Genomic DNA, 23,584 nt, shown 5'->3' with positions numbered 1-23,584 from the left:
GTCAGGCGCGCCAACGCCAACGGGCCAGGGCCTTGATAACTTTCATCCAGAGTTTGCGAGTGACCACCACGATAGAATCTCTTCGAGAGGGGGAAACAGAATTGCCCAACGTTATCTCAGGCGCAGAATCTAAGCAACCGGCTATCAGTTCTTGCAGGTTGCCAATCACCATATCCGGTGACTCTTCTTCAATCGGACGACCGTGGTTGTAGCCGTAGCTCAACGCGACGCAACGAACGCCGGCAGCCTTGGCCGCCAGTACGTCATTGCGTGAGTCGCCGACAAACATCGACTGGGCCGGGGTGGCGCCAGCCATTTTCATCACGAACAACAGCGCGGCCGGGTCAGGTTTTTTCTGTGGCAGGGTGTCGCCACCGATAATCCAGCGAAAAAACCGCCCCAGCTTCAGCTCATCGAGCAAGGGCGCGACAAAGCGCTCGGGCTTGTTGGTGATCAGGGCCATTTCAACGCCCTGCTTTTGCAGCCACTTGAGGCTTTCGCGTACACCGGGATAGACCTTGGTGTGTTCATGGCCGCCGTCGTAGGCCTCCATGAAAATTTCCAGTGCCTGCTCGGCCTGCGCGTCATCAACACCGCTGCCGTCCATATTGCCGGCCAGGGCACGGCGCACCAGCATCGGCGCACCATTACCGATCCACAACCGCACGTTTTCAATCCCGGCGGGTGGTCGACCCAGCTTGAGCAGCATGGTCTCCACGGCCTCTGCCAAATCCGGTACCGAGTCAATCAGGGTGCCATCCAGATCGAACATCACCAATTTTGGCAGCTGGCCCTGAAGTAGCTGCTCAAAGCGGCTCATGGGCGGGCCAACGCAAGCTCGGCACGCATTTTCTGAATGACTTCTTCGTAGTTTGGCGTGTTGAAAATGGCGGAACCGGCGACAAAGGTGTCGGCACCGGCTTCAGCGATTTCACGGATATTGCCAACGTTCACGCCGCCGTCGATTTCCAGGCGAATCTCGCGGCCGGATGCATCGATCAGCGCGCGGGCTTCACGCAGCTTGTTCAGGGTGCCGGGGATGAATTTTTGCCCGCCAAAGCCTGGGTTGACGCTCATCAGCAAGATCATGTCGACCTTGTCCATCACGTACTTGAGTACATCCAGCGGCGTTGCCGGGTTGAATACCAGACCTGCCTTGCAGCCGCCTTCGCGGATCAGTTGCAGGGAGCGGTCGATGTGCTGGGTCGCTTCGGGGTGGAACGTGATGTAAGTGGCGCCGGCTTCGATAAAGTCGCCGATGATCCGGTCAACCGGGCTGACCATCAGATGCGCATCGATAGGGGCAGTGACGCCGTACTTGCGCAGGGCGGAGCAGACCATCGGGCCGATGGTCAGGTTGGGTACGTAATGATTGTCCATGACATCGAAGTGAACGATATCAGCACCCGCGGCGAGTACGTTGTCCACTTCTTCGCCAAGGCGGGCGAAATCGGCGGAAAGAATCGATGGGGCAATAGCGAAGGGCTGCATGACGCACCTTTTAGTGGGCTAAACACGGTGGCGCGCATTGTATACCGCTGGCTATGTGCCGCACACCGTAGCAGCGATGATTGGCCCGGCAATACCACGCAACCTCCCGTAGCAGTTGCCGAAGGCGACGTCCGGCCGAAGGCCGTAAAATCTGGAACCCCTTTCTTCCAGGCATTACTGGGTGACCGATTTACGAGCGCTTCGCACTCGGACGCAGCCTTCGGCAGCTGCTACGGGTGCCATAATATTTGGTCAATAATTGCGTAAATGCCATGTCTGGGAGTGATCTAGGTTTAGGAAAACACAGCAATGGAGGGCAATGGATTGCCTACAACAAAGAACGCTTACCGCCTGCGTATCGGCCGCCACTCAGAATGCGGGCGCCTTTACCTTCTAACCACCATCACTCAGCAAAGACAGCCCATTTTCAAAGACTTCCATGTAGGTAGACTTGTTGTGGAACAGTTTAGACAGGCGCATGACGAAGGGATTGCGATCTCCAAGGCATGGGTCGTGATGCCTGACCATTTCCACTGGTTGGTCGAGCTAAAAGATAAAACACTTGGGGAGTTGATGTGCCGGGTGAAGTCGCGCAGCAGCGTTAGTATCAATAAACGAGCCAATACCAACGAACGCATTTGGCAAAAAGGCTATCACGATCGAGCATTGCGCCAGGAAGAGGACATAAAAAACATAGCCCGCTACATCATCAAAAACCCGATCCGCGCCCAATTGACCACGCGGATCGGTGATTACCCCTTGTGGGATGCTTGCTGGTTCTAGGCCTGTGCCGTGCGTAGCTTCTCGCTACGCCCGCGCAGCCATTCAAGCGTAAGCAACAACACCACCGAAAACGCAATCAGCAAGGTCGCAGCCGCTGCAATGGTAGGGCTGAGGTTTTCGCGGATGCCGCTGAACATCTGCCGTGGCAAGGTCGCCTGTTCAGGGCCAGCCAGAAACAGGGTGACCACTACTTCATCAAACGATGTCGCAAAGGCAAACAACGCCCCCGAAATCACCCCCGGGGCAATGAGTGGCAATGTCACTCGGCGAAAGGCCGTCAACGGTGAGGCTCCCAGGCTGGCAGCCGCCCGAACCAGATTGTGGTTGAAGCCCTGCAATGTCGCCGACACGGTAATGATCACAAACGGCACACCCAAGACCGCATGCACCACGATCAGCGAGATGTAGCTGTTACCCAGTCCCAGCGGCGCAAAAAACAGGTAACTGGCCACACCAATGATCACCACCGGCACCACCATCGGCGAAATCACCAGGGCCATCACCAGTGCCTTGCCCGGAAAGTCACTTCGAGTCAGGCCGATCGCCGCCAGCGTGCCGAATACCATCGCCAGTACAGTCGCCAACGGGGCCACGATCACGCTGTTTTTCAGGGCACGCATCCACTCCGCTGAGGCGAAGAAATCCTGATACCAGTGCAGCGAAAAACCCTGCAACGGATACACCAGGAAACTGCCCGAGTTGAACGACAACGGAATAATCACCAGCACCGGTAAAATCAGGAACAACAGAATCAGCCCGCAAAGAATGCGCAAGCTGTAGAACCAGACCCGCTCAACGGGTGACATGTAGGGGCTCAGCATGGCGCTCTCCTTAACTCAAACGCAGGCGGCTGGCGCCTACCAGCCAGTTGTACATCAGGTACAGCACGACGGTAGCCAGCAATAACAAGCCGCCCAATGCTGTCGCCATGCCCCAGTTGATGCTGGTGTTGGTGTAGAACGCCACGAAGTAACTGACCATCTGGTCGTTCGGGCTGCCGAGCAAGGCCGGGGTGATGTAGTAGCCAATAGCAATGATGAACACCAGCAAGCAACCTGCTCCTATACCGGCGTAGGTCTGTGGGAAGTACACCCGCCAGAAGCTCGCAAACGGATGGCAACCCAGCGAGATGGCTGCACGCATATAGGTAGGCGATATGCCTTTCATCACGCTGTAGATTGGCAGGATCATGAACGGCAACAGAATGTGCACCATCGCGATGTAAACCCCGGTGCGGTTAAACACCAGCTCCAGCGGCTTGTCGATCAGGCCCATGCTGAGCAACGCGCTGTTGATCAGACCGCCTGACTGCAGCAACACAATCCAGGACGCGACCCGCACCAGCACCGAGGTCCAGAACGGCAACAGCACCAAAATCATCAACAGGTTGCTTTGCCGTGTTGGCAGGTTGGCCAGCAAATACGCCAACGGGTAGGCCAGCACCAGGCAAATACAGGTGATCACAAAGCCCATCCAGAAGGTACGGGCGAAGATGTCCAGGTAGATCGACTGATCGGGAGTGGCCTGGGCGATTTCACCCAGATCATCGATGCGGTGATCGACCGCCGCCAGCAGATAAAACGCAGTCACACTGGAGCTGTTGCGCTTGATCGCCTGCCAGTACGCCGGGTCGCCCCAACGTTCATCAATCACTTCCATCGCATCTTTGTAAGACTCAGGGGCCGCCTTGAATGGCAGCGCCTTGGCGGTTTTCATCAACAGGCTACGATAGCCGGCCAATTCCATATTCAGACGCTTGGACAAATCGCCCAAGACTTGATTCTTGCGGGCTTCGGCCAAGTCTTCACTCAGGGCCTTGTACACAGGCTCGGCGGGCAAGCCCTTGCCATCCCAGCTCTCCACGGCAACCACCGTGCGCGGCAAACCTTCGACCACCTCCGGGTTACCGACACTTTTGTAGAGCAATGCCGCAATCGGTACCAGAAACACCAGCAGCAAAAAGATCACCAAGGGGGCAATCAGCGCCTGCGCCTTCCAGCGGTTGATCCGCTCGGCATGCGCCAGGCGCTTCTTCAAGGTGGGGCTGGAGACCTCGTTCAGGGGAACGGCGACGGCCATGGCGAACTCCGAAAAACTTTAAACGATGGCGGTGCGACCCAATGGATCGCACCGCATGTCAGCGCTGCTTACTTGGCAGCCCAGGCGTTGAAGCGCTGTTCCAGTTGCTCGCCGTTGTCAGCCCAGAAGCTGACATCGATCTGCACCTGGTTGGCGATGTTTTGCGGGGCTGTAGGCATGTCGGCCTGAACCTCTTTAGGCAGCAATGGCATCGCCTCCTTGTTGGCCGGGCCATAAGCGATGTTTTGCGAATAGACGCTTTGCTGTTGTGGCAGCAGGGTGAACGCCATGAACTTCTTCGCCGCGTCCGCCTTGGCTTTGCCCAGGCCTTTAGGGATGGCCCATGCATCAAAATCGTAGATGCCGCCGTTCCACACGATTTTCAGATTGCTTTCTTTTTGCACGGCAGCGATTCGACCGTTGTAGGCCGAGCTCATCACCACATCACCAGAGGCCAGGTATTGAGGCGGCTGTGCGCCCGCTTCCCACCACTGAATGCTCGGCTTGAGCTCATCGAGCTTTTTAAAGGCACGGTTCTGACCGTCCTTGCTCGCCAGCACGGTGTACACATCCTTGGGCGCGACGCCATCAGCCATCAACGCGAATTCCAGGGTGTATTTGGCGCCTTTGCGCAGCCCGCGTTTACCCGGGAAGGTCTTGGTGTCCCAGAAATCCGCCCAGCTGGTTGGCGCGGTTTTCAGTTTGTCGGCGTTGTACGCCAGAACGGTGGACCACACAAAGAAGCCTGCCCCACAGGACTGAATCGCGCCTTTGACGTATTGATCAGGATTGCCGAACAGCGCCGGGTCCAGGGGTTCGAACATGTCCTCGTCGCAACCGCGGGACAGCTCCGGAGATTCCACTTCTACCAGATCCCAGGAGATGCTTTTGGTGTCGACCATGGCCTTGATCTTGGCCATTTCACCGTTGTATTCCCCGGCAATGATCTTGCCGTCGCCCTTGGCTTCCCAAGGGGCGTAAAACGCTTTGACCTGGGCGGCCTTGTTTGCGCCGCCAAACGACACCACGGTCAGATCGGTTGCGGCCAGTGCATTGGCCGCAAACATCAGGCCCAGACTTAAGGCCGTGAACTTGAAGGATGTATGCATTGTTATTCTCCACTGTGCAGGGTTGGTGAAGCCGGGGCGATCAATTCGCCTCTAAGAGAGGGTCCAGCGCACGTACATGTTCGACCTGCCAGCCCAGCGGCACGACGTCGCCGACGGCCAGGGTGGGGTCCAGCTCGGCAATCGGCTGTTTCACAAAGAAATCGTTCATGCCGCAGACCTCCAGGCGCACCCGGACGTGGTCGCCCAGGTAGATAAACTCCTCAACCCGACCCGAGAACCGATTGGTGCACGACTCGCTGGAACCATTGAGGCTGATACGTTCAGGGCGAATCGACAGGGTGACCGGATCACCTGTACGACCGACATTCACCGCCAGTGCCTGGACTTTCTCGCCCCGGCTCAGCTCGACTACGCAGCGATCGCCGTCCTGGCTGAGCAGGCGGCCATTGAGGCGGTTGTTCTCGCCGATAAAGTTGGCAACAAAAGTGTTTTTTGGCTCTTCATAGAGCATGCGCGGCGGGGCGATTTGCTGGATTTCACCTTGGTGAAACACGGCAACGCGGTCGGACATGGTCAGCGCTTCACCCTGATCATGGGTCACGTAGACCACGGTCACGCCCAGGCGTTGGTGCAGGTGTTTGATTTCCATCTGCATGTGTTCGCGCAGTTGCTTGTCCAGAGCCCCCAAAGGTTCGTCCATCAGCACCAGCTGTGGCTCGAACACCAGCGCACGGGCCAGCGCCACACGCTGTTGCTGGCCGCCAGACAGCTGGGCCGGGTAACGCTGGGCGAAGGCGTCGAGCTGAACCATGCTCAGCACCCGCTTGACCCGCTCACTGATATCGGTTCGGTTCAGCCCGCGCACCGACAGGGGAAAGCCGAGGTTTTCGGCCACAGTCATGTGCGGGAACAGCGCATAGTTTTGAAACACCATGCCGATGTCGCGCTTGTGCGGCGGCACGTTATTGATCGAACGCCCGGCCAGCAAAATCTCACCGGCGGTTGGCGTTTCGAAACCGGCCAGCATCATCAGGCTGGTGGTTTTGCCCGAACCGGAAGGCCCGAGCAAGGTCAGGAACTCGCCTTTGCGAATCTCCAGATTGAGATCTTTGACGATCAGGTTTTCACCGTCGTAGCTCTTTTGCACGCCACGAAAGCTGACCAGAATCTCATCCGCCCCAGCGCTTGCACCGACCTCACTCATAACCACACCTTTTGTTTTGGACTGCCGTAGCCCAAGACTAAAGAAGCGGCTACCCCACAGAAATCGGGGGGCGAGAGAGATTCACATCAGGAGGCTGGAAGGCTTTGGGTAGGGATTGCCCTACAGAGATGTCGTAAACGGAACGGTTAGGCGCGGCAAACCCGGCAACGTGGCACAGGGCCGGCCAATCAGGGTCGTAAACAGACATGCTCGATAGTTGTGGGAGCGGGCTTGCTCGCGATTCAGGCGCTACGGTCTGTCAGGCAAATCGCGGTGAAGCCATCGCGAGCAAGCCCGCTCCCACAAGAGAATGTTGGCCGTCAGACCAGCTTGTGCTCCATCGCGTATTTCACCAGCTCGGCCAACGACGTGACGTTGAGCTTTTGCATCAGGCGCGCCTTGTGGGTGCTGATGGTCTTGCTGCTCAGCGCCAGCTGCTGGGCAATGTCATTGACGTTAACGCCCTGGGCCAGGCGCTTGAACACCGAAAATTCACGCTCGGACAGCAAGGCATGCAAAGGGCGCGAATCGGTCAGGCCCACTTCAAACACCATGCGGTCAGCCAGGTCCGGGTCGATATAGCGCCCCCCTGCCGCCACTTTGCGGATCGCCATCAGCAATAGCGCCGGGTCGCTGTCTTTGGTGGCATAACCCGCCGCCCCAAACTTCAGCGCCCGCGCCGCCATTTGCGCTTCATCGTGCATCGACAACACCAGGATTGCCGGTGGATTGTTCAAGGCCCGAATACGCGGTATCGCCTCAAGGCCATTGACCCCGGGCATGGAGATGTCCAGCAGCACGACTTCGCACGGCACATGACGCAAGGTTTCCAGCAACTGTTCCCCATTGCTGGCCTCACCCACCACCAGCAGGTCTTTGGCCAGGCCGATCAATTGCTTGATCCCTTCACGCACAATGGTGTGGTCTTCCGCTACCAGTACACGAATCACGGGCAATTCCTCATCAACTTTTATCAACCAAAGGCACGCGTACAATCAGGGTCGTCCCCTCCCCCGGAACACTGTGCAGAGACAAGGTTCCGCCCAGCATCAAGACCCGCTCACGCATCCCCACGACGCCGAAGGACGTCGGCCTGCCAGTATCAGGCACAAAGCCTTGCCCATCATCGCTGATGTTCAGGCACAGCTCCTTGCCTTCCACACTCAAGGTCAGCTCAACCGTGTGCGCGTGAGCATGGCGCATCACATTGGTCAGCGCTTCTTGCAAGATACGAAACAAGCCCACTTCCTTGGCCGCTCCAAGCGGCGGCAAGTGCTCCGGCACCTGCACCAGACACGGGATGTGCGTGCGCGCCTCGAAGCGCCTGGCCTGCCACTCGATGGCCGAACTGATACCTGCATCCAGAATCGGTGGGCGCAGTGACGTGGCCACATCGCGCACCAACTGAAAGAGCTGGGCAATCAGCTTTTTCATGCTGTTGAGCCGCTCATTCAACCCCGGATCAAGCTGCGCGTAAGCCAGCTCGCACATCGAGGTTTCCAGTTTGAGCACCGTCAACATCTGCCCCAGCTCATCATGAACCTCACGGGCGATGCGCGCTTTCTCTTCTTCGCGCACACTTTCGAGGTGCGCCGACAATTCACGCAACTGACCGCGGGAACTGTCCAGCTCAAGTTCAATGCGCTTGCTTTCGCTGATATCCCAGACAATGCCATCCCATACTACGGTGCCATCATCCAGGCGACGGGTTATCGCCTTGATTTCGGCCCAACGCTGCTGCCCCTGACGGGTCAATATCCGACCCTGCCATGACCAGTCACTGTCGCTGTCGAGCGCCATGTCCTGCACTCGATGGTAGTCAGCCCTGTCATCAGGATGCACCAGGCTGCGCAGGCCTACCTCGCGCAGGCGCAGTGTTGCCGGAGAAAAACCGGCAAGGCTTTCGCTGCCCTCACTGATATAGGGGAAATCCAGTTCACCCGTCAGCAACGAACGCTCCAGACGAAAGACCAGCCCCGGTACGTTGGCAGCAATGCCCTGCAAGCGCGCATCACTTTCTTGCAAGGCGGCCTGCACCCGGTGCCGCTCAGTGATGTCATTGAGGTACACGACCAAGTACTCCGACGTCTGAAAGCGCAGAAAACTTAAGGTCACATCGGCGGGAAACTCACTGCCATCGGCTCGCACGCAGAGGGTTTCACTGCGGTGAACACCCTCTTTGTGATTGCGCGCACGCCGCCACATATTCAGCCAACGGTCCATGTTCAGACCCGGTTCAAAATCGCTTAACGGTCGATCCAGCACGGCACCCGGCTGATAGCCGAGCATGTCTTCAGCCGCTCGATTGGCATAGCGCACGTGGCTGTCCCAATTGACCCACAAGATACCGACCGGGCTTTGGTCGATTGAGAACTGGCTCAAGCGCAGCGCCTGGGCGCTGGCTGTGCGCACGACAAGATCTTCGCGGGCGCTGAGTAACGCGCGCTCCAGGGCCGTTTGCTGGCGACGCTGCCACACCACAATCGCCATGCTGGCCAGCAACAACGCACCCATCAGTAAACTCAGGTTCTGCCAAAAGCCGGGCGATGGCCCAAGGTGCGGATACTTGGGCTGCAGCCAGCGGCTGTGCAGTTGCTCCATGTCCCGTGCCGGGATCGCATGCAGCCCGCGCTCAACGATACCGGCCAACTGGGGCCAGTCGCGGCGCGTCGCAACCCGCAACAGCTGGGGCAAGCCGACATCACCCACCACGGCCAGCTCCGCGAACTCCGGCTCGACCGACAAACGACTGAGCTGGGCTTCATCGATAACGGCATAAGTCGCTTGCTGACTGAGCAGCAGTTGCAGAGCCTGACGCTCCAGAGGCACACCTTGCAGGTTGAGGCCGGGGTAACTGCTGCGCAAAAAATCGGCCGTGGCGCTGGGCATGCGCACCGCGACCCGGGTCTGGCTGTCGACCCGCTCCAGGTCCACCGAACCGGTGCCATTACGTGTGCCCACCAACAACTGCGGCACACGCATGTAAGGATCGGAAAACTGCCACAAACGCAAACCGGCCGGGGTCTGGGTCAAGCCGGGCACAAGATCGATTTCTCCGGCGCGGGCAGCTTGCTCCAGTTGCGCCAGGTCCTGATAGTTACGCCATATCAGCTCAACATCCAGCGCCTGGGCCAGCCACTTCATCAGCTCGACGTTGGCGCCCGAAAGCTGCTGTAACCGTTGATCAAACTTGGCATAGGGCGCCTGCAAGACAAGCCCTACCCGAAGTTCCTTGTGCTGGGCCAGCCACTCGCGCTGATCCGCCGACAATTGGGCCGCAGGCACAGGCGCCGCATTGCCCATTAAGGGCAGCCATAACCAGCCGATAACCCACAGATAGCAAAAACGTCTCATCTAAACGCTCACACCCTGACAAATACTGATCAACCCATTACGCTGCCGGGACTACTTCTGGCCTGGAATCACTGATGTTTTCTTATCGTCTGGTACTACCGGCCTTGTACATGTCGCTGCTGTTGCCACTCGCCTCGCCAGTGTTTGCAACAGAAGCCGAGGCCGAGGCCCAGCCCAAACCTGCCGTGCGTGAACCGCTGCCCGAGCGCAGCCAGGAAGACGCAGCGGCCCTTGAGCGACAGGTTCCGCAACACGAACAGCAACAGCTTCAAGCCCCGGGCGACAGCTTTCTTGCCCTCTGGAAACCCGCCAACAGCACCGCCCCTCAAGGTGCGGTGATCATCATTCCCGGGGCCGGTGAAACCGCCGACTGGCCGCTGGTTGTCGGCCCTCTGCGCAACAAGCTGCCGGACGCCAACTGGGCCAGCCTGAGCCTGAGCTTGCCGGACATGCAAAGCGAAGCCAGTCAGGCGCGGGAAGTCGAACCAGAAAAAACTCCTACGACATTAGCGACAGACAGTAGCAGCAAAGCAGCCAGCACCACAGCCAAACCCATCGAGCAGGCGGCCAGTGCAGGCACCGAAAGCCCGGAGCCCGAGAGCATTGAAACCGTTGATGCTTTGAGTGAAACGGATGCCGAGCGCATCTTTGCCCGCATCGACGCGGCCATCTCCTTTGCCCAGAAACAAAACATGCGCAGTATTGTTTTGCTCGGCCACGGCTCAGGCGCCTACTGGGCATCGCGCTATATCAGCGCAAAGCACCCGGCCCAGATTCAGAAACTGGTCATGATTTCTGCGCACAAACCCGCCCAGGCAAAGTCAGAGTTGAGCCAACTGACACCCGCCCTTGACGTGGCGCTGCTGGATATTTTCTACAAGGACCAGCCACTTGCCCGCGAAGCCGCCTTGCAACGATTGCAGGCAAGCAAGCGAGCCAACGGTTCGAATTTCAAGCAGGTAGGATTGTTCGCCATCCCGGGGAATCGGGATGGCGAACAGGAGCAACTGTTTCGTCGTGTTCGCGGCTGGCTCAGCCCCCAGCCTGTGGACAAGTAAGCGCCGTTAAAAACCGTGCTGTTCACGGATAAAGGCGTAGGCCTGATGCAGCTCACGGGTTTTTTCCGTGGCCTCTCTTACCTGCAGCGTACTGGCACCTGTGCCAGCAACCTTGTCCGGATGGTGACGGCTGAGCAATCGTCGATAGGCACGTTTGATCTGCGCAGGATCACTGGTAGCCGTAACCCCAAGCAAGGTCAGCGATTGCTGATAAGTCCCGCCGCGAGTCGCCACCGGCTTTTTAGGGGCGTCATATTCGCCCCCCAATGCCAGAACCTGTTGCCGTGTCCAGCCCAGCCAGCTCCCCCAGCGCGTGATCAACTCACGCTCCTGGGGGGCAACGCGGCCATCAGCCAGTATCATCCGCCAGCAGGCGCGCAACACACCTTCTGCCGCATGGGGCTGAGCTTTAAGACGCCGCAGGTAGCCGCGCAACGAATCATTACCTGACTTGCCGCGATTGAACGCCGCAATGGCACGCTTCTGGGCTGCGGGCTCCATGTCGAGCTGACGCATTTCAAGCCGCGCCTGCTCGATGTGCCTGTCCACGACTCGCCCTCCACTTTTCGCCAGTCGACCGAGCAGCACAAATAACAGCTCATCGTTGCGCAACACCGGCCGGGCACCCAGGCGCTCAAGCAAATGCGCCCAACTGTGCAGCTGCAAGCGCCGGTCCAGCGCTTGCCCCAATAAAGCCCCGAGCATGGCCCCCGGAATGCTGGCTATAAAAAAACCCGCTCCGGCTCCAACGAGAGTCCCTGGCCACAGCATTTTAGCGGGAGCTCTCAATCAGCGACTCGACCTCGGCCAGACGTTCATGTGTGCCCACATCGACCCAGTGCCCGAGCAAACGCTCACCCGTTACTTGCCCTTCAACCATCGCCTTGCGCAACAGAGGTGCCAGCTTGAAAGCACCAGCCGTGCATTCCCTGAACAACTCCGGGTGGAGCACGGCAATACCGCTGTAGGTCAACGTATCGCTACCTGGCACACCATCTTCAACCTGCTTGCCGTTCAGGCAGAAATCACCGGTGGGGTGATGCGCCGGGTTATCCACCAATACCAGGTGGGCCAGCCCCGTCAGCGGTTGACGCAAGGCGCCAAAGTCGTAATCGGTCCAGATATCACCGTTCACCACCGCAAAAGGCTCAGCACCCAACAATGGCAACGCCTTGAAAATCCCGCCACCGGTTTCAAGTGGCTCGCCCTCAGGGGAGTAACGGATGCAGACGCCAAAGCGCGAACCGTCCCCCAGGTGATCTTCAATTTGCTGGCCCAGCCAAGCGTGATTGATCACGATCTCGGTAAACCCCGCCGCCGCCAGTGCCCGCAAGTGGTACTCGATAAGTGGCACACCGCCAGCGCAAATCAATGGCTTTGGTGTGTGCAGGGTCAGTGGCCGCAAGCGCTCGCCCTTGCCGGCAGCCAGAATCATCGCTTTCATGCATCGGCCTCGCTGACGAGTCCAAGGCTGGCGAACAGCTCACCCAACTCGGCCAACTCAGGACGCCGCGCCAACACGCCTTCTATATAAGAGAAGAAGCGCGGCACATCGGCCAGGTAGCGCGGTTTGCCATCACGGTGACAAATGCGGGCAAAAATGCCGATCACTTTCAAGTGCCGCTGCACACCCATCAGGTCGCTGGCGCGCAGGAACTCTTCAAAGTTCGATTGCACCGGGATGCCCAGGGGCAATGCCAGCTTCCAGTAATCCTGCAGCCAGGCACGCACGCGCTCTTCGGGCCAACTCAGAAAGGCGTCCTTGAACAGGCAGGTGATGTCATACGTCACCGGGCCATACACGGCGTCCTGAAAGTCCAGCACACCGGGATTGGGAATACTGAGCATCAGGTTGCGTGGCATAAAGTCGCGGTGCACCAGCACCTTGGGCTGTGCCAGCGCACTGTCGATCAGCAGTGTGCTGACCCGTTGCCAGGCAGCCAGCTGCTGTTCATTGAAGTCAACACCCAGGTGAGCCCGTACGTACCACTCGGGGAACAGCTCAAGCTCGCGGCGCAACAAGGCCACGTCATAGCTAGGCAACGGCTCGACCATCGGCAGTTGCTGAAACGCCAGCAAGGCTTCGATCGCATCCTTGAACAGCTCATCGGCATTGGTGCTGTTAATCACGTCAAGAAAGGTTTTATTGCCCAGATCGTTGAGCAAAAGAAAGCCGCGATCGAGGTCCTGGGCATAAACTTTCGGTACGTTTATCTGGCAAGTACGCAACAAATCGGCAATATCGACGAAAGGTTTGCAGTTTTCCTGGGGCGGCGGCGCATCCATGACGACAAAACTGCGACCCTCGCCTTCCCAGCGAAAATAGCGTCTGAAACTCGCATCGCTACTGGCAGCAGTCAGCGTGGCCGGGGGCACAGCACCCCACCCCTCATTCGCGAACAAGGTTGCCAACTGCTCATCCAGCCAAACTTTCAGGTGTTGCAAGCGTACATCTTGGTCAGGCATTACAAGGGTCTCCGACGGTGCTAGCCGTCAAGCGGGTCATGCTTTATTATCCAGAATCTTTTCCAGACCATCGATAGGCGTGCGGTCCCCCACCGCGGGCTGATGGCACGCAGGAAGCCCGGACTAATAAGATGGCATTGAAATCCCCCGCGTTTCGTAAAAAATTTCCGTTGCTGGTAACCGGCAGTTTGCTGGCCATGCAACCTCTAGCCACGCCGTTCGCGTTTGCCGAGGAGCAGTATGACTGTTCCGTGTCGGCTTCGGGTGGCTGGGATTGCGCACCAAAAAACAGCGTGGCGCAACTGCCACCGCGTCCGGCCCATGCCGACGGGTCTGTAGGTGCCAGCGGTGAAACCAGCGAGCAGGTCAAACAGGCCCCGCTGGTGACTGAGGCCAAAGGCCGTGCGCTAAAAGCGCGCAGTGACGACTACAGCCATCTCGACTGGGTGCCACGTGACAAACTGACCGCAGCGCAACTGGCCGAAACCGGTCCGTACTGCGCCGGTTCGTACGTAGAGCCCATCCGTCCGGGCATGAACGACACGACCAGCAAAAGCGATTCCCCGACCTTTATCGGCGCCAAGGCCTCCCGCTATCAGCAGGAAGAGCAGGTCGCGACCCTGGCCGGTGACGTCGTAATGCGTCAGGGCAGCATGCAGATCGAAGCCGACGAAGCCAGCCTGTATCAGGCTGAAAGCCGTGGCGAGCTCACTGGCAAGGTTCGCCTGCGCGACAACGGGGCCCTGATCGTCGGCGACCACGCCGATGTTCAACTGGACACGGGTGCGGCCAAGGTCGACAACGCCGAATACGTGCTGCACAAGTCGCGCATTCGCGGCAGTGCGCTGTACGCCAAGCGTGCCGAAGACTCGATCATCCGCCTCAAGGATGGTACGTACACCACGTGCGAACCCAGCAGCAACGCCTGGCAACTCAAGGGCAACAACATCACGTTGAACCCGGCTACCGGTTTCGGTACGGCGACCAACGTGACGCTGCGGGTCAAGGACATTCCGGTGTTCTACACCCCGTACATCTACTTCCCGATCGACGATCGCCGTCAGTCCGGTTTCCTGCCGCCGTCCTTCAGCAGCAGCTCCGACACCGGCTTCATGCTCGTGACCCCGTACTACTTCAACCTGGCACCCAACTACGATGCCACGTTGTACCCGCGCTACATGACCAAGCGCGGCTTGTTGATGGAAGGCGAGTTCCGTTACCTGACCGAGTCCAGCGAAGGCCAGTTCGGTGCCGCGTACCTCAACGACGATAACGACGACCGCAAGCGCCAGACCGACTACACCGACAAGCGCTACATGCTCAACTGGCAGCACAAGGGTGGCCTCGATTCCCGCGTACTGACCGAAGTCGACTACACCAAGATCAGCGACCCGTATTACTTCCAGGACCTGGAAAGTGATCAGATCGGCGTTGAAAGCCGTGACTACCTGAACCAGCAAGGTGCCGTCAGCTACCGTGGCGACAGCTATACCGCCAGGCTGAACGCACAGGCCTATCAACTGGCTACTGTTACTCAGATCACGCCTTACAACATGCTGCCGCAGCTGACCCTCAATGGTGCACTGCCACAGCAACCGGGCGGCCTGAACATCGCCTACAACACCGAGCTGGTTCGATTCGATCGCAGCCTCGAAAACGGCAGCTTTACCAACGAAGACGGCACTACAGCTAAACGTCTGGATACCAACGTGCAAGGCCTGGCCCGTGCCAACGGTACGCGCATGAACCTGGCCCCGAGTGTCAGCCTGCCGCTGAACTGGAGCTACGGCTACCTCACGCCGTCCCTCAAGTACATGTACACCCAGTACGATCTGGATCTGGATGGCACCGGCAAGAGCGACATTGTTAATGCGCAAGCCTTAGCTGCGATAAATGGAACAACTTACAACGGCGGCGTTTACAAAGGTTCTCAGAACCGCAGCGTGCCAATTACAAGCGTCGACAGCGGCCTATACTTCGACCGCAACACCAACTGGTTCGGCACCAACTACCGCCAGACCCTGGAGCCGCGTGCGTTCTATCTGTATGTCCCTGAGCGCAATCAGGACAACATCCCGATTTTCGACACCAGCGAAAGTACCTTCAGCTATTCCTCGCTGTGGCGTGACAACCGCTTCACCGGTACAGACCGCGTCGGTGACGAGAACAAGCTGTCGCTGGGTCTGACCAGCCGCCTGATCGAAGACAACGGCTTTGAACGTCAACGCATCAGCGTGGGCCAGGCCTACTACTTCAAGGACCGCAAGGTTCAGTTGCCAGGCATCGATGCAGACCGTGCCGATGCAACCTCCAATGTGTCACCGTATGCACTGGAGTACGCCTATCGCTTCAACCGCGACTGGCGCGCTACGGCCGACTACAACTGGGATCCGGAAAGCCACAGCCCGCGTTCAGGCAGTGCGATGATGCACTACCAGCCTGAAGACAACCCGAACAAGGTGGTCAACATCGGCTATCGCTATCGCAACGACCAGGTTCGCTACGACCAGTACACCGGTAAGTGGACTGTGGGCGGCGGCGATTTCGGCACCAAGGGTGATCCCGGTTACATCAAGGATTACTACAAGATCCAGCAGCACGATTTCTCGGTTATCTGGCCGATCGTGCCGCAATGGAACGCCATCAGCCGCTGGCAGTACGACTACAACCGCAACCGTACCCTGGAAGCCTTCGGTGGTTTCGAGTACGACAACTGCTGCTGGAAGCTTCGTCTGATCAGCCGTTATTGGGTATCCAACGACGAGTACACCCAAGAAGCCCCTCAAAACGAGAAGGGCGACCATGGTCTCTTCCTCCAAGTTGTGCTGAAAGGTCTCGGTGGCGTAGTTGGCACCAAAGTAGAGAGCTTCCTCGACAAAGGCATCCAAGGTTATCGTGAACGTGAAGATCAAGCTTTCTGAGTGTCTGCGCCCGCTAATGCTGGGCGCGTTGTTCCTGGGTACTGCAGCCAGCGCTGCGGTACAACCCCTGGATAAAGTGGTGGCCATTGTCGATAACGACGTGATCATGCAGAGCCAACTGGATCAGCGCGTCCACGAAGTTCAGCAAACCATCGCCAAGCGTGGGCAGGGTGTTCCCCCTGCCAGCGTTCTGGACCAGCAGGTGCTTGAACGCCTGATCGTCGAAAACCTGCAACTGCAGATCGGCGAGCGTTCAGGCATCCGTATCACGGATGAGGAACTGAACCAGGCCATCGGCACCATTGCCCAGCGCAATAACATGACCATCGAACAGTTCCGTCAGGCTCTGGCCCGCGACGGCCTGTCTTATGAAGATGCCCGCGAGCAGGTACGTCGCGAGATGATCATCAGCCGTGTGCGTCAACGTCGTGTGGCTGAGCGCATCCAGGTAACGGATCAGGAAGTGAAAAACTTCCTGGCTTCGGATCTGGGCAAAATGCAGATGTCCGAAGAGTACAACCTGGCCAACATCCTGATTCCAACGCCTGAAAGCGCGAGTTCAGATGCCATCCAGAACGCCGCCAAGCAAGCCGAAGATGTCTACAACAAGCTCAAGCAAGGCGCGGACTTCGGGCAAATGGCTATCGCTCGCTCCGGCAGCGACACGGCACTGGAAGGCGGCGACATGGGCTGGCGTAAAGCAGCTCAACTGCCACCTCCTTTTGACCGCATGCTCAGCGAGATGCCTGTGGGTGACGTTACACCGCCAGTGCGTACGCCTGGCGGCTTCATCATTCTCAAGCTGAATGCAAAACGCGGCGGCGAAACAGTGGTTGTGGACGAAGTGCATGTTCGCCACATCCTGATCAAGCCAAGCGAAATTCGCAGCGAAGCGGCCACCAAGGCGCTGGCTGAGAAACTTTACGAGCGCATCAGCGCCGGCGAAGACTTTGCAGAATTGGCTAAAAACTACTCCGAAGACCCGGGTTCCGCTCTTAACGGCGGCGATCTGAACTGGGTTGATCCCAACTCGCTGGTACCCGAGTTCCGCGAAGCAATGGCCGACACACCACAAGGCGTGCTGTCCAAACCCTTCAAAAGCCAATACGGCTGGCATGTACTGGAAGTCCTTGGCCGTCGCGCCACTGACAGCACCACCCAGGCACGCGAGCAACAGGCAATGAACGCTTTGCGTAACCGCAAGTACGACGAAGAGCTGCAATCCTGGCTGCGTCAGATCCGCGACGAAGCCTACGTTGAAATCAAGCTGCCAGGCGCAACCGGAACTGACAGCGCAGATCAGGCCGCGCAGTGAAAGCACAGCGCTTTGCCCTGACACCCGGTGAACCGGCAGGCATAGGTCCAGACCTGTGCCTGCTGCTCGCCTCGCAGCAACAGCCACACCCCCTGATTGCCATCACCAGCCGCGACCTGCTCCTTGAGCGGGCCGCGCAGCTCGGTGTGGCTGTCAGCCTGCTGCCTGTAGGGCCTGGCAACTGGCCCGAACAACCTGCGCCTGCAGGCAGTTTGTACGTGTGGGATACCCCCCTGAATGCCACCGTCACCGCTGGCACGCTGGACAAGGCCAACGCAGCCTTTGTACTGCAAACCCTGACCCGCGCCGCCCAAGGCTGCCTGAGTGGCGACTTTGCAGGAATGATCACCGCCCCCGTGCACAAAGGCGTGATCAACGAAGCGGGCATTCCGTTTTCTGGCCACACCGAATTCCTCGCTGACCTGACTCATACCGAGCAAGTGGTAATGATGCTTGCCACTCGCGGACTGCGCGTAGCTCTGGTCACGACTCACCTGCCACTTCGTCAGGTCAGCGATGCAATCACCCCCGAGCGACTGATGCGGGTTACCCGTATCCTGCACGCCGACCTGCAACAAAAATTCGGCATTGCCCAACCGCGTATCCTGGTCTGCGGGCTAAACCCCCATGCCGGTGAAGGCGGGCACTTGGGCCATGAAGAAATCGACATCATCGAACCAACCCTGGAGCGCCTGCGCAGCGAGGGCATGGACCTGCGTGGCCCGCTGCCTGCCGACACTCTGTTTACCCCCAAATATCTGGAACACTGCGACGCAGTGCTGGCGATGTACCACGACCAAGGCCTGCCCGTACTCAAGTACAAAGGGTTTGGTGCCGCAGTCAACATCACCCTGGGCTTACCGATTATCCGCACCTCTGTCGACCACGGTACCGCCCTGGATCTGGCAGGTAGCGGCAAAATCGACACCGGCAGCCTGCAAGTCGCCCTGGAAACCGCCTACCAGATGGCCGAGACCCGTATATGAACGAGCAATACCAACACAAGGCGCGCAAGCGCTTTGGCCAGAACTTCCTGCACGATGCAGGCGTTATTGACCGTATCCTGCGCGCCATCCACGCCAAGGCTGACGATCGCCTGCTGGAAATCGGCCCGGGCCAGGGCGCCCTGACCGAAGGCATTCTCAACAGCGGTGGTCAACTTGACGTCGTGGAACTCGACAAAGACCTGATCCCGATCCTCAATCGGCAGTTCGCAGGGATGAGCAACTTCACCCTGCACCAGGGTGACGCGCTGAAGTTCGACTTCAAAAGCCTCAACGCTGCACCCCGTACTCTGCGAGTGGTCGGCAACCTGCCGTACAACATCTCCACACCGCTGATTTTTCACCTGCTGAAAAATGCCGACCTGATCCGCGACATGCACTTCATGCTGCAAAAAGAAGTGGTTGAACGCATGGCCGCCGGTCCTGGTGGTGGCGACTGGGGTCGTCTTTCGATCATGGTCCAGTACCACTGCCGCGTCGAACACCTGTTCAACGTAGGCCCGGGTGCATTCAATCCGCCGCCAAAAGTTGATTCGGCAATTGTCCGACTGGTGCCGCACGAAGTGCTGCCACATCCAGCCAAGGACCATCGACTGCTTGAACGCGTGGTTCGTGAAGCGTTCAACCAGCGTCGTAAAACCCTGCGCAACACCCTCAAAGCCTTGCTCAGCAACGATGAAATCGAAGCCGCTGGCGTTGATGGCAGCAAACGTCCGGAGCAACTCGACCTTGCCGCCTTTGTGCGTCTGGCCGACAAGCTCAGCGAACAGCCTGTCGTAGCGCCCTCTGCCGACTGATTGCCGAGAAAAACGGGTACTGGGCCGGACGCAACGTCTGGCCTAGTACACGTTGTTTGGCCTAGACTCAGGCATCAGTTTTATCCCGAACTGTGTCTTCGCTTTCACGTAAGGCCTCTCGCATGCACGATCCCCGCTACCTGGTCGACGTCAGTGTCGTCACGCGTTACCTGCCAGAACAATCGCAGCCTGAACATCAGCGTTTTGCCTTTGCCTATACCATCACGGTGCGCAACAACGGCTCAATACCCGCAAAACTGCTGTCCCGGCATTGGGTAATCACCGACGGCGATGGCCATGTAGAAGAAGTTCGTGGCGCTGGCGTTGTGGGCTTGCAGCCTACAATCGCCCCCGGTAGCGAGCATTCCTACAGCAGCGGTTCGGTCATCACGACCAAAGTCGGCACCATGCAAGGCAGCTACCTGATGCATGCCGACGACGGTCATGAGTTCAAAGCCGTCATTGCGCCCTTCCGCCTTGCGGTCCCCGGGGCCCTGCACTGATGGCGGTATATGCCGTTGGCGATCTGCAAGGCTGCTTGAAGCCTCTTAAACGCCTGCTCGAACGCGTAGCCTTCGCCCCTGACAAAGACAAGCTCTGGCTGGTGGGCGACCTAGTCAACCGTGGCCCGGAATCGCTGGAAACCCTGCGCTTTTTGTACCGCATGCGAGAATCACTGGTGTGCGTGCTGGGCAACCATGACCTGCACCTGCTGGCCGTGGGCCATAACGCCGAGCGCCTGAAAAAAGGCGATACCCTGCGTGAAATCCTCCAGGCTCCCGATTGTGATGAACTGCTGAGCTGGTTACGCCAGCAACCTCTTCTGCATCACGATGCCGAGCGCAATATTGCACTGGTGCATGCAGGAATACCGCCGCAGTGGACACTGAAGAAAGCCCTCAAGTGTGCCAGTGAAGTTGAACATGCGTTGCGTGATGACAACCTCATCGGGCCTTACCTGGACGGCATGTACGGCAACGACCCTGCCAAGTGGGACAACGAGCTGACGGGCGTCACCCGTTTACGGGTTATCACCAACTATTTCACCCGGATGCGTTTTTGTACCCGAGAAGGCAAGCTCGACCTCAAAAGCAAAGAAGGCATCGGTAGCGCACCGCCAGGCTATGCGCCTTGGTTCAGTTATAAAGAACGCAAAACCCAAGGGCTCAAGATCATCTTTGGGCATTGGGCAGCGCTGGAAGGCAACTGCAAGGAGCCTGGCATCTTCGCTCTCGATACTGGCTGTGTCTGGGGAGGCGCCATGACTCTGCTCAACGTCGATACCGGTCAGCGCCTGATCTGCGATTGCGACGACCCGGCCCTTGCGGCGCCCTCCATCGCCCTGCAAACCGCCCCACCTTCCCAACCCTTGGGCGCCAGCTAACCGCGCCCGCTGTCAGGCCACAGGAATCTCCCCATGACCGAATTCAAACGTATCCCGCCAGAGCAGGCCCAGGCCTTGCGCGAACAAGGCGCCGTCGTAGTTGATGTGCGTGATCCACAGGCCTTTGCCGCCAGTCATATCAGCGGCGCGAAGCACCTGGACAACCACTCACTGCATGACTTCATCGCCAACGCCGACCTCGACGCCCCTCTGATCGTTGCTTGTTACCACGGCAACTCCAGCCAAAGCGCCGCGGCGTATTTGGTGAGCCAGGGTTTTAGCGAGGTCTACAGCCTTGATGGCGGCTTCGAACTGTGGCGTGCAACTTATCCGAACGAAACCGCCCAAAGCACTGCCGAATAATATTTTTTTCAGCGCCAGCCCCCGTGATCAGAGGGCTGGCGCCCTTCCTGACCAACGGTCAGGCGCAACAATTCATGCATCTCGCCTTGACCTCCCGGATTACCAACTATCCTTTACCTCAGGCCATCCAAATCTGGGGAGAGCCGGTACACCGGCGAATGGATCATCGGTAGTAACTTCAAGGGCTTAGCCACCTTGATGGTGTCCTGGGGGGTACACAGCAGCTGAAATGCTGCTGCATGCCAGCACTCGAACTGACCGATCTATCGCCGACTCCACGTATCGAGCGAGGTGACGTCATGAGTATTTTTAGCCACTTCCAACAACGCTTTGAATCCACACGCCAGGAAGAGCTCACGCTCCAGGAGTATCTGGAGCTGTGCAAGCAAGACAAAAGCACTTATGCCTCTGCTGCTGAAAGGCTACTGCTGGCCATTGGTGAACCGGAACTGCTGGACACCTCAAACGACTCTCGTCTGTCACGAATCTTCTCCAACAAGGTGATTCGTCGTTATCCGGCCTTTGAAGACTTCCATGGGATGGAAGAATGCATTGACCAGATCGTCTCCTACTTCCGCCATGCTGCGCAGGGCCTGGAAGAGAAGAAACAAATCCTCTACCTGCTGGGCCCGGTCGGGGGCGGCAAGTCATCCCTTGCCGAAAAGCTAAAGCAACTGATCGAAAAGGTGCCCTTCTATGCAATCAAGGGCTCGCCGGTCTTCGAATCGCCTTTGGGGCTGTTCAACGCCACAGAAGATGGCGCGATCCTCGAAGAAGATTTCGGCATCCCGAAACGCTACTTGAGCACCATCATGTCGCCGTGGGCCACCAAGCGACTGGCCGAATTTGGTGGTGACATCAGCCAGTTCCGCGTAGTGAAACTCTATCCCTCGATTCTCAACCAGATCGGTGTCGCCAAAACCGAACCCGGCGATGAAAACAACCAGGACATTTCAGCCCTGGTCGGCAAGGTTGATATTCGAAAACTGGAAGAATTCCCGCAGAACGACGCCGATGCCTACAGCTATTCGGGCGCGCTGTGCCGGTCCAACCAGGGCCTGATGGAATTCGTGGAGATGTTCAAGGCGCCGATCAAGGTGCTGCACCCACTGCTGACTGCCACTCAAGAGGGCAACTACAACAGTACCGAAGGTCTGGGGGCCATTCCGTTTACCGGCATCCTGTTGGCCCACTCAAACGAATCGGAGTGGCACACCTTCCGCAACAACAAGAACAACGAAGCGTTTATCGACCGGATCTACATCGTCAAAGTGCCGTACTGCCTGCGCGTCAGTGACGAAGTAAAAATCTACGACAAACTGCTGTTCAACAGCTCACTGGCCAAAGCCCATTGCGCACCCGACACCCTGAAAATGCTGGCCCAGTTCACTGTTCTTTCGCGCCTCAAAGAGCCGGAAAACTCCAACATCTACTCCAAGATGCGGGTATATGACGGTGAGAACCTCAAGGACACTGATCCGAAAGCCAAATCCATTCAGGAATACCGAGACAACGCGGGCGTCGACGAAGGCATGAACGGGCTTTCGACCCGATTCGCGTTCAAGATCCTGTCCAAGGTATTCAACTTCGATCCCCACGAAATTGCAGCAAACCCCGTTCACCTGCTCTATGTACTTGAACAGCAGATCGAGCAGGAACAGTTCCAGGCAGAAACCCGTGAGCGCTACCTGCGCTTCCTCAAGGAATACCTGGCGCCGCGCTACATCGAGTTTATCGGCAAGGAAATCCAGACGGCTTACCTGGAGTCCTACAGCGAATACGGGCAAAACATCTTCGATCGCTACGTGCTGTACGCCGACTTCTGGATTCAGGACCAGGAATACCGCGATCCGGAAACCGGTGAGATCCTCAACCGCGTAGCACTGAACGAAGAACTGGAAAAAATCGAAAAACCGGCCGGCATCAGCAACCCGAAAGATTTCCGCAACGAAATCGTCAATTTCGTTCTGCGTGCCCGTGCCAACAACAACGGCAAGAACCCTACCTGGCTCAGCTACGAGAAGTTGCGCGTGGTGATCGAGAAGAAAATGTTCTCCAACACCGAGGACCTGCTGCCGGTTATCAGTTTCAACGCCAAGGCGAGCAAAGAGGACCAACAGAAACACAACGACTTCGTCACTCGAATGGTCGAACGCGGCTATACCGACAAACAAGTACGACTGCTCTCCGAGTGGTACCTGCGGGTCCGCAAGTCGCAGTGAGGCAGCTGTAAGCCTCAAGCCTCAAGTTGCAAGGACCAGGCACGCGCAATTGCCTGGACTTGCAGCTTGCAGC

The 23,584-nt window shown here is 58.1% G+C and carries 21 protein-coding genes; 10 read left to right on the top strand and 11 right to left on the bottom strand.

Annotation, left to right across the window (positions count from 1 at the left end; genetic code table 11):
* Position 1 precedes the first annotated feature (1 nt).
* Together AC19YQ_RS02245 and rpe are read right to left on the bottom strand one after the other, a co-directional pair.
* Positions 2-820 (bottom strand): phosphoglycolate phosphatase, encoded by an 819-nt coding sequence (locus tag AC19YQ_RS02245; protein ID WP_133075322.1) that lies wholly within the window; start codon positions 818-820, stop codon positions 2-4.
* Positions 817-1,491: a ribulose-phosphate 3-epimerase gene (rpe, locus tag AC19YQ_RS02240; protein WP_133075321.1), complete on the bottom strand. Its 675-nt coding sequence runs from the start codon at positions 1,489-1,491 to the stop codon at positions 817-819. Before rpe ends, AC19YQ_RS02245 begins: the two co-directional genes overlap by 4 nt.
* Before the next feature lie 324 nt (positions 1,492-1,815).
* Between rpe and AC19YQ_RS02235 the strand changes: the two genes are divergently transcribed.
* Complete coding sequence (locus AC19YQ_RS02235; protein ID WP_500594497.1) at positions 1,816-2,274, top strand: REP-associated tyrosine transposase; 459 nt, start codon at positions 1,816-1,818, stop codon at positions 2,272-2,274.
* Here AC19YQ_RS02235 and AC19YQ_RS02230 read toward each other — a convergent pair.
* The 6 genes from AC19YQ_RS02230 to AC19YQ_RS02205 form a co-directional block, all read right to left on the bottom strand.
* A complete protein-coding gene (locus AC19YQ_RS02230) occupies positions 2,271-3,095 on the bottom strand; it encodes an ABC transporter permease (RefSeq protein WP_133075319.1) in 825 nt (274 codons plus the stop codon). The genes AC19YQ_RS02235 and AC19YQ_RS02230 overlap by 4 nt on opposite strands.
* A gap of 10 nt (positions 3,096-3,105) precedes the next feature.
* Positions 3,106-4,353 (bottom strand): ABC transporter permease, encoded by a 1,248-nt coding sequence (locus AC19YQ_RS02225; RefSeq protein WP_133075318.1) that lies wholly within the window; start codon positions 4,351-4,353, stop codon positions 3,106-3,108.
* A 68-nt stretch (positions 4,354-4,421) separates the two neighbouring features.
* Positions 4,422-5,462, bottom strand: a complete 1,041-nt coding sequence (locus AC19YQ_RS02220) for an ABC transporter substrate-binding protein (protein WP_133075317.1) — start codon at positions 5,460-5,462, stop codon at positions 4,422-4,424.
* A 40-nt stretch (positions 5,463-5,502) separates the two neighbouring features.
* A complete protein-coding gene (locus AC19YQ_RS02215; protein WP_339478012.1) occupies positions 5,503-6,627 on the bottom strand; it encodes an ABC transporter ATP-binding protein in 1,125 nt (374 codons plus the stop codon).
* A gap of 320 nt (positions 6,628-6,947) precedes the next feature.
* Positions 6,948-7,577 carry a response regulator gene (locus tag AC19YQ_RS02210; RefSeq protein ID WP_339478009.1) on the bottom strand — a complete coding sequence of 210 codons (630 nt, stop codon included), beginning with the start codon at positions 7,575-7,577 and terminating at the stop codon, positions 6,948-6,950.
* A 13-nt stretch (positions 7,578-7,590) separates the two neighbouring features.
* Positions 7,591-9,981, bottom strand: coding sequence for a PAS domain-containing sensor histidine kinase (locus AC19YQ_RS02205; protein ID WP_500594487.1), 2,391 nt, complete (start codon positions 9,979-9,981; stop codon positions 7,591-7,593).
* A gap of 74 nt (positions 9,982-10,055) precedes the next feature.
* Here AC19YQ_RS02205 and AC19YQ_RS02200 point away from each other — a divergent pair, with 74 nt between their 5' ends.
* The gene (locus AC19YQ_RS02200) at positions 10,056-11,039 is read left to right on the top strand and encodes an alpha/beta hydrolase family protein (RefSeq protein WP_500594486.1); all 984 of its coding nucleotides are present in this window, start codon (positions 10,056-10,058) and stop codon (positions 11,037-11,039) included.
* A gap of 6 nt (positions 11,040-11,045) precedes the next feature.
* Here AC19YQ_RS02200 and AC19YQ_RS02195 read toward each other — a convergent pair whose 3' ends face one another.
* From AC19YQ_RS02195 to AC19YQ_RS02185, 3 genes are read right to left on the bottom strand one after another with little or no spacing between them, the layout of a single operon-like run.
* Positions 11,046-11,810, bottom strand: a complete 765-nt coding sequence (locus tag AC19YQ_RS02195) for a TerB family tellurite resistance protein (RefSeq protein ID WP_500594496.1) — start codon at positions 11,808-11,810, stop codon at positions 11,046-11,048.
* A gap of 1 nt (position 11,811) precedes the next feature.
* Entirely contained in the window at positions 11,812-12,483 is a 672-nt protein-coding gene (murU, locus tag AC19YQ_RS02190) for an N-acetylmuramate alpha-1-phosphate uridylyltransferase MurU (protein WP_500594485.1), read from the bottom strand.
* Positions 12,480-13,505 (bottom strand): aminoglycoside phosphotransferase family protein, encoded by a 1,026-nt coding sequence (locus AC19YQ_RS02185; protein WP_133075312.1) that lies wholly within the window; start codon positions 13,503-13,505, stop codon positions 12,480-12,482. The genes murU and AC19YQ_RS02185 overlap by 4 nt, the downstream gene beginning before the upstream one ends.
* A 131-nt stretch (positions 13,506-13,636) precedes the next feature.
* Between AC19YQ_RS02185 and AC19YQ_RS02180 the strand changes: the two genes are divergently transcribed.
* The 8 genes from AC19YQ_RS02180 (at position 13,637) to AC19YQ_RS02145 (ending at position 23,511) form a co-directional block, all read left to right on the top strand.
* Entirely contained in the window at positions 13,637-16,426 is a 2,790-nt protein-coding gene (locus AC19YQ_RS02180) for an LPS-assembly protein LptD (RefSeq protein WP_500594484.1), read from the top strand.
* Positions 16,407-17,741, top strand: coding sequence for a peptidylprolyl isomerase SurA (gene surA, locus AC19YQ_RS02175; protein WP_133075310.1), 1,335 nt, complete (start codon positions 16,407-16,409; stop codon positions 17,739-17,741). Before AC19YQ_RS02180 ends, surA begins: the two co-directional genes overlap by 20 nt.
* Positions 17,738-18,727, top strand: a complete 990-nt coding sequence (gene pdxA / locus AC19YQ_RS02170; protein ID WP_500594483.1) for a 4-hydroxythreonine-4-phosphate dehydrogenase PdxA — start codon at positions 17,738-17,740, stop codon at positions 18,725-18,727. Before surA ends, pdxA begins: the two co-directional genes overlap by 4 nt.
* Positions 18,724-19,542 (top strand): 16S rRNA (adenine(1518)-N(6)/adenine(1519)-N(6))-dimethyltransferase RsmA, encoded by an 819-nt coding sequence (rsmA, locus tag AC19YQ_RS02165; protein WP_219262876.1) that lies wholly within the window; start codon positions 18,724-18,726, stop codon positions 19,540-19,542. Before pdxA ends, rsmA begins: the two co-directional genes overlap by 4 nt.
* A gap of 122 nt (positions 19,543-19,664) precedes the next feature.
* A complete protein-coding gene (gene apaG / locus AC19YQ_RS02160) occupies positions 19,665-20,045 on the top strand; it encodes a Co2+/Mg2+ efflux facilitator ApaG/CorD (protein ID WP_133075307.1) in 381 nt (126 codons plus the stop codon).
* Positions 20,045-20,926: a symmetrical bis(5'-nucleosyl)-tetraphosphatase gene (locus tag AC19YQ_RS02155; protein ID WP_339477994.1), complete on the top strand. Its 882-nt coding sequence runs from the start codon at positions 20,045-20,047 to the stop codon at positions 20,924-20,926. Before apaG ends, AC19YQ_RS02155 begins: the two co-directional genes overlap by 1 nt.
* 33 nt (positions 20,927-20,959) lie before the next feature.
* Positions 20,960-21,289: a thiosulfate sulfurtransferase GlpE gene (gene glpE, locus AC19YQ_RS02150; protein WP_019823082.1), complete on the top strand. Its 330-nt coding sequence runs from the start codon at positions 20,960-20,962 to the stop codon at positions 21,287-21,289.
* Between the two features lie 299 nt (positions 21,290-21,588).
* Positions 21,589-23,511, top strand: coding sequence for a PrkA family serine protein kinase (locus AC19YQ_RS02145; RefSeq protein ID WP_019823081.1), 1,923 nt, complete (start codon positions 21,589-21,591; stop codon positions 23,509-23,511).
* The last annotated feature ends 73 nt before the right edge of the window (positions 23,512-23,584 follow it).

It is taken from the genome of Pseudomonas sp. MF06569 (genome assembly GCF_059862735.1).
The sequence above is the reverse complement of the archived record's forward strand: the minus strand, read 5'-3'. Positions and strand labels throughout refer to the sequence as shown.

Bases quoted from the DNA above. Each gene is read 5' to 3' on its own strand.
- AC19YQ_RS02155 (WP_339477994.1), top strand. From the start codon at position 20,045: ATGGCGGTATATGCCGTTGGCGATCTGCAAGGCTGCTTGAAGCCTCTT.
- AC19YQ_RS02245 (WP_133075322.1), bottom strand. From the start codon at position 820: ATGAGCCGCTTTGAGCAGCTACTTCAGGGCCAGCTGCCAAAATTGGTG.
- apaG (WP_133075307.1), top strand. From the start codon at position 19,665: ATGCACGATCCCCGCTACCTGGTCGACGTCAGTGTCGTCACGCGTTAC.
- AC19YQ_RS02220 (WP_133075317.1), bottom strand. From the start codon at position 5,462: ATGCATACATCCTTCAAGTTCACGGCCTTAAGTCTGGGCCTGATGTTT.
- AC19YQ_RS02185 (WP_133075312.1), bottom strand. From the start codon at position 13,505: ATGCCTGACCAAGATGTACGCTTGCAACACCTGAAAGTTTGGCTGGAT.
- rpe (WP_133075321.1), bottom strand. From the start codon at position 1,491: ATGCAGCCCTTCGCTATTGCCCCATCGATTCTTTCCGCCGATTTCGCC.
- AC19YQ_RS02195 (WP_500594496.1), bottom strand. From the start codon at position 11,810: ATGCTGTGGCCAGGGACTCTCGTTGGAGCCGGAGCGGGTTTTTTTATA.
- rsmA (WP_219262876.1), top strand. From the start codon at position 18,724: ATGAACGAGCAATACCAACACAAGGCGCGCAAGCGCTTTGGCCAGAAC.
- AC19YQ_RS02230 (WP_133075319.1), bottom strand. From the start codon at position 3,095: ATGCTGAGCCCCTACATGTCACCCGTTGAGCGGGTCTGGTTCTACAGC.
- AC19YQ_RS02180 (WP_500594484.1), top strand. From the start codon at position 13,637: ATGGCATTGAAATCCCCCGCGTTTCGTAAAAAATTTCCGTTGCTGGTA.
- glpE (WP_019823082.1), top strand. From the start codon at position 20,960: ATGACCGAATTCAAACGTATCCCGCCAGAGCAGGCCCAGGCCTTGCGC.
- AC19YQ_RS02215 (WP_339478012.1), bottom strand. From the start codon at position 6,627: ATGAGTGAGGTCGGTGCAAGCGCTGGGGCGGATGAGATTCTGGTCAGC.
- AC19YQ_RS02205 (WP_500594487.1), bottom strand. From the start codon at position 9,981: ATGAGACGTTTTTGCTATCTGTGGGTTATCGGCTGGTTATGGCTGCCC.
- AC19YQ_RS02200 (WP_500594486.1), top strand. From the start codon at position 10,056: ATGTTTTCTTATCGTCTGGTACTACCGGCCTTGTACATGTCGCTGCTG.
- murU (WP_500594485.1), bottom strand. From the start codon at position 12,483: ATGAAAGCGATGATTCTGGCTGCCGGCAAGGGCGAGCGCTTGCGGCCA.
- AC19YQ_RS02225 (WP_133075318.1), bottom strand. From the start codon at position 4,353: ATGGCCGTCGCCGTTCCCCTGAACGAGGTCTCCAGCCCCACCTTGAAG.
- AC19YQ_RS02145 (WP_019823081.1), top strand. From the start codon at position 21,589: ATGAGTATTTTTAGCCACTTCCAACAACGCTTTGAATCCACACGCCAG.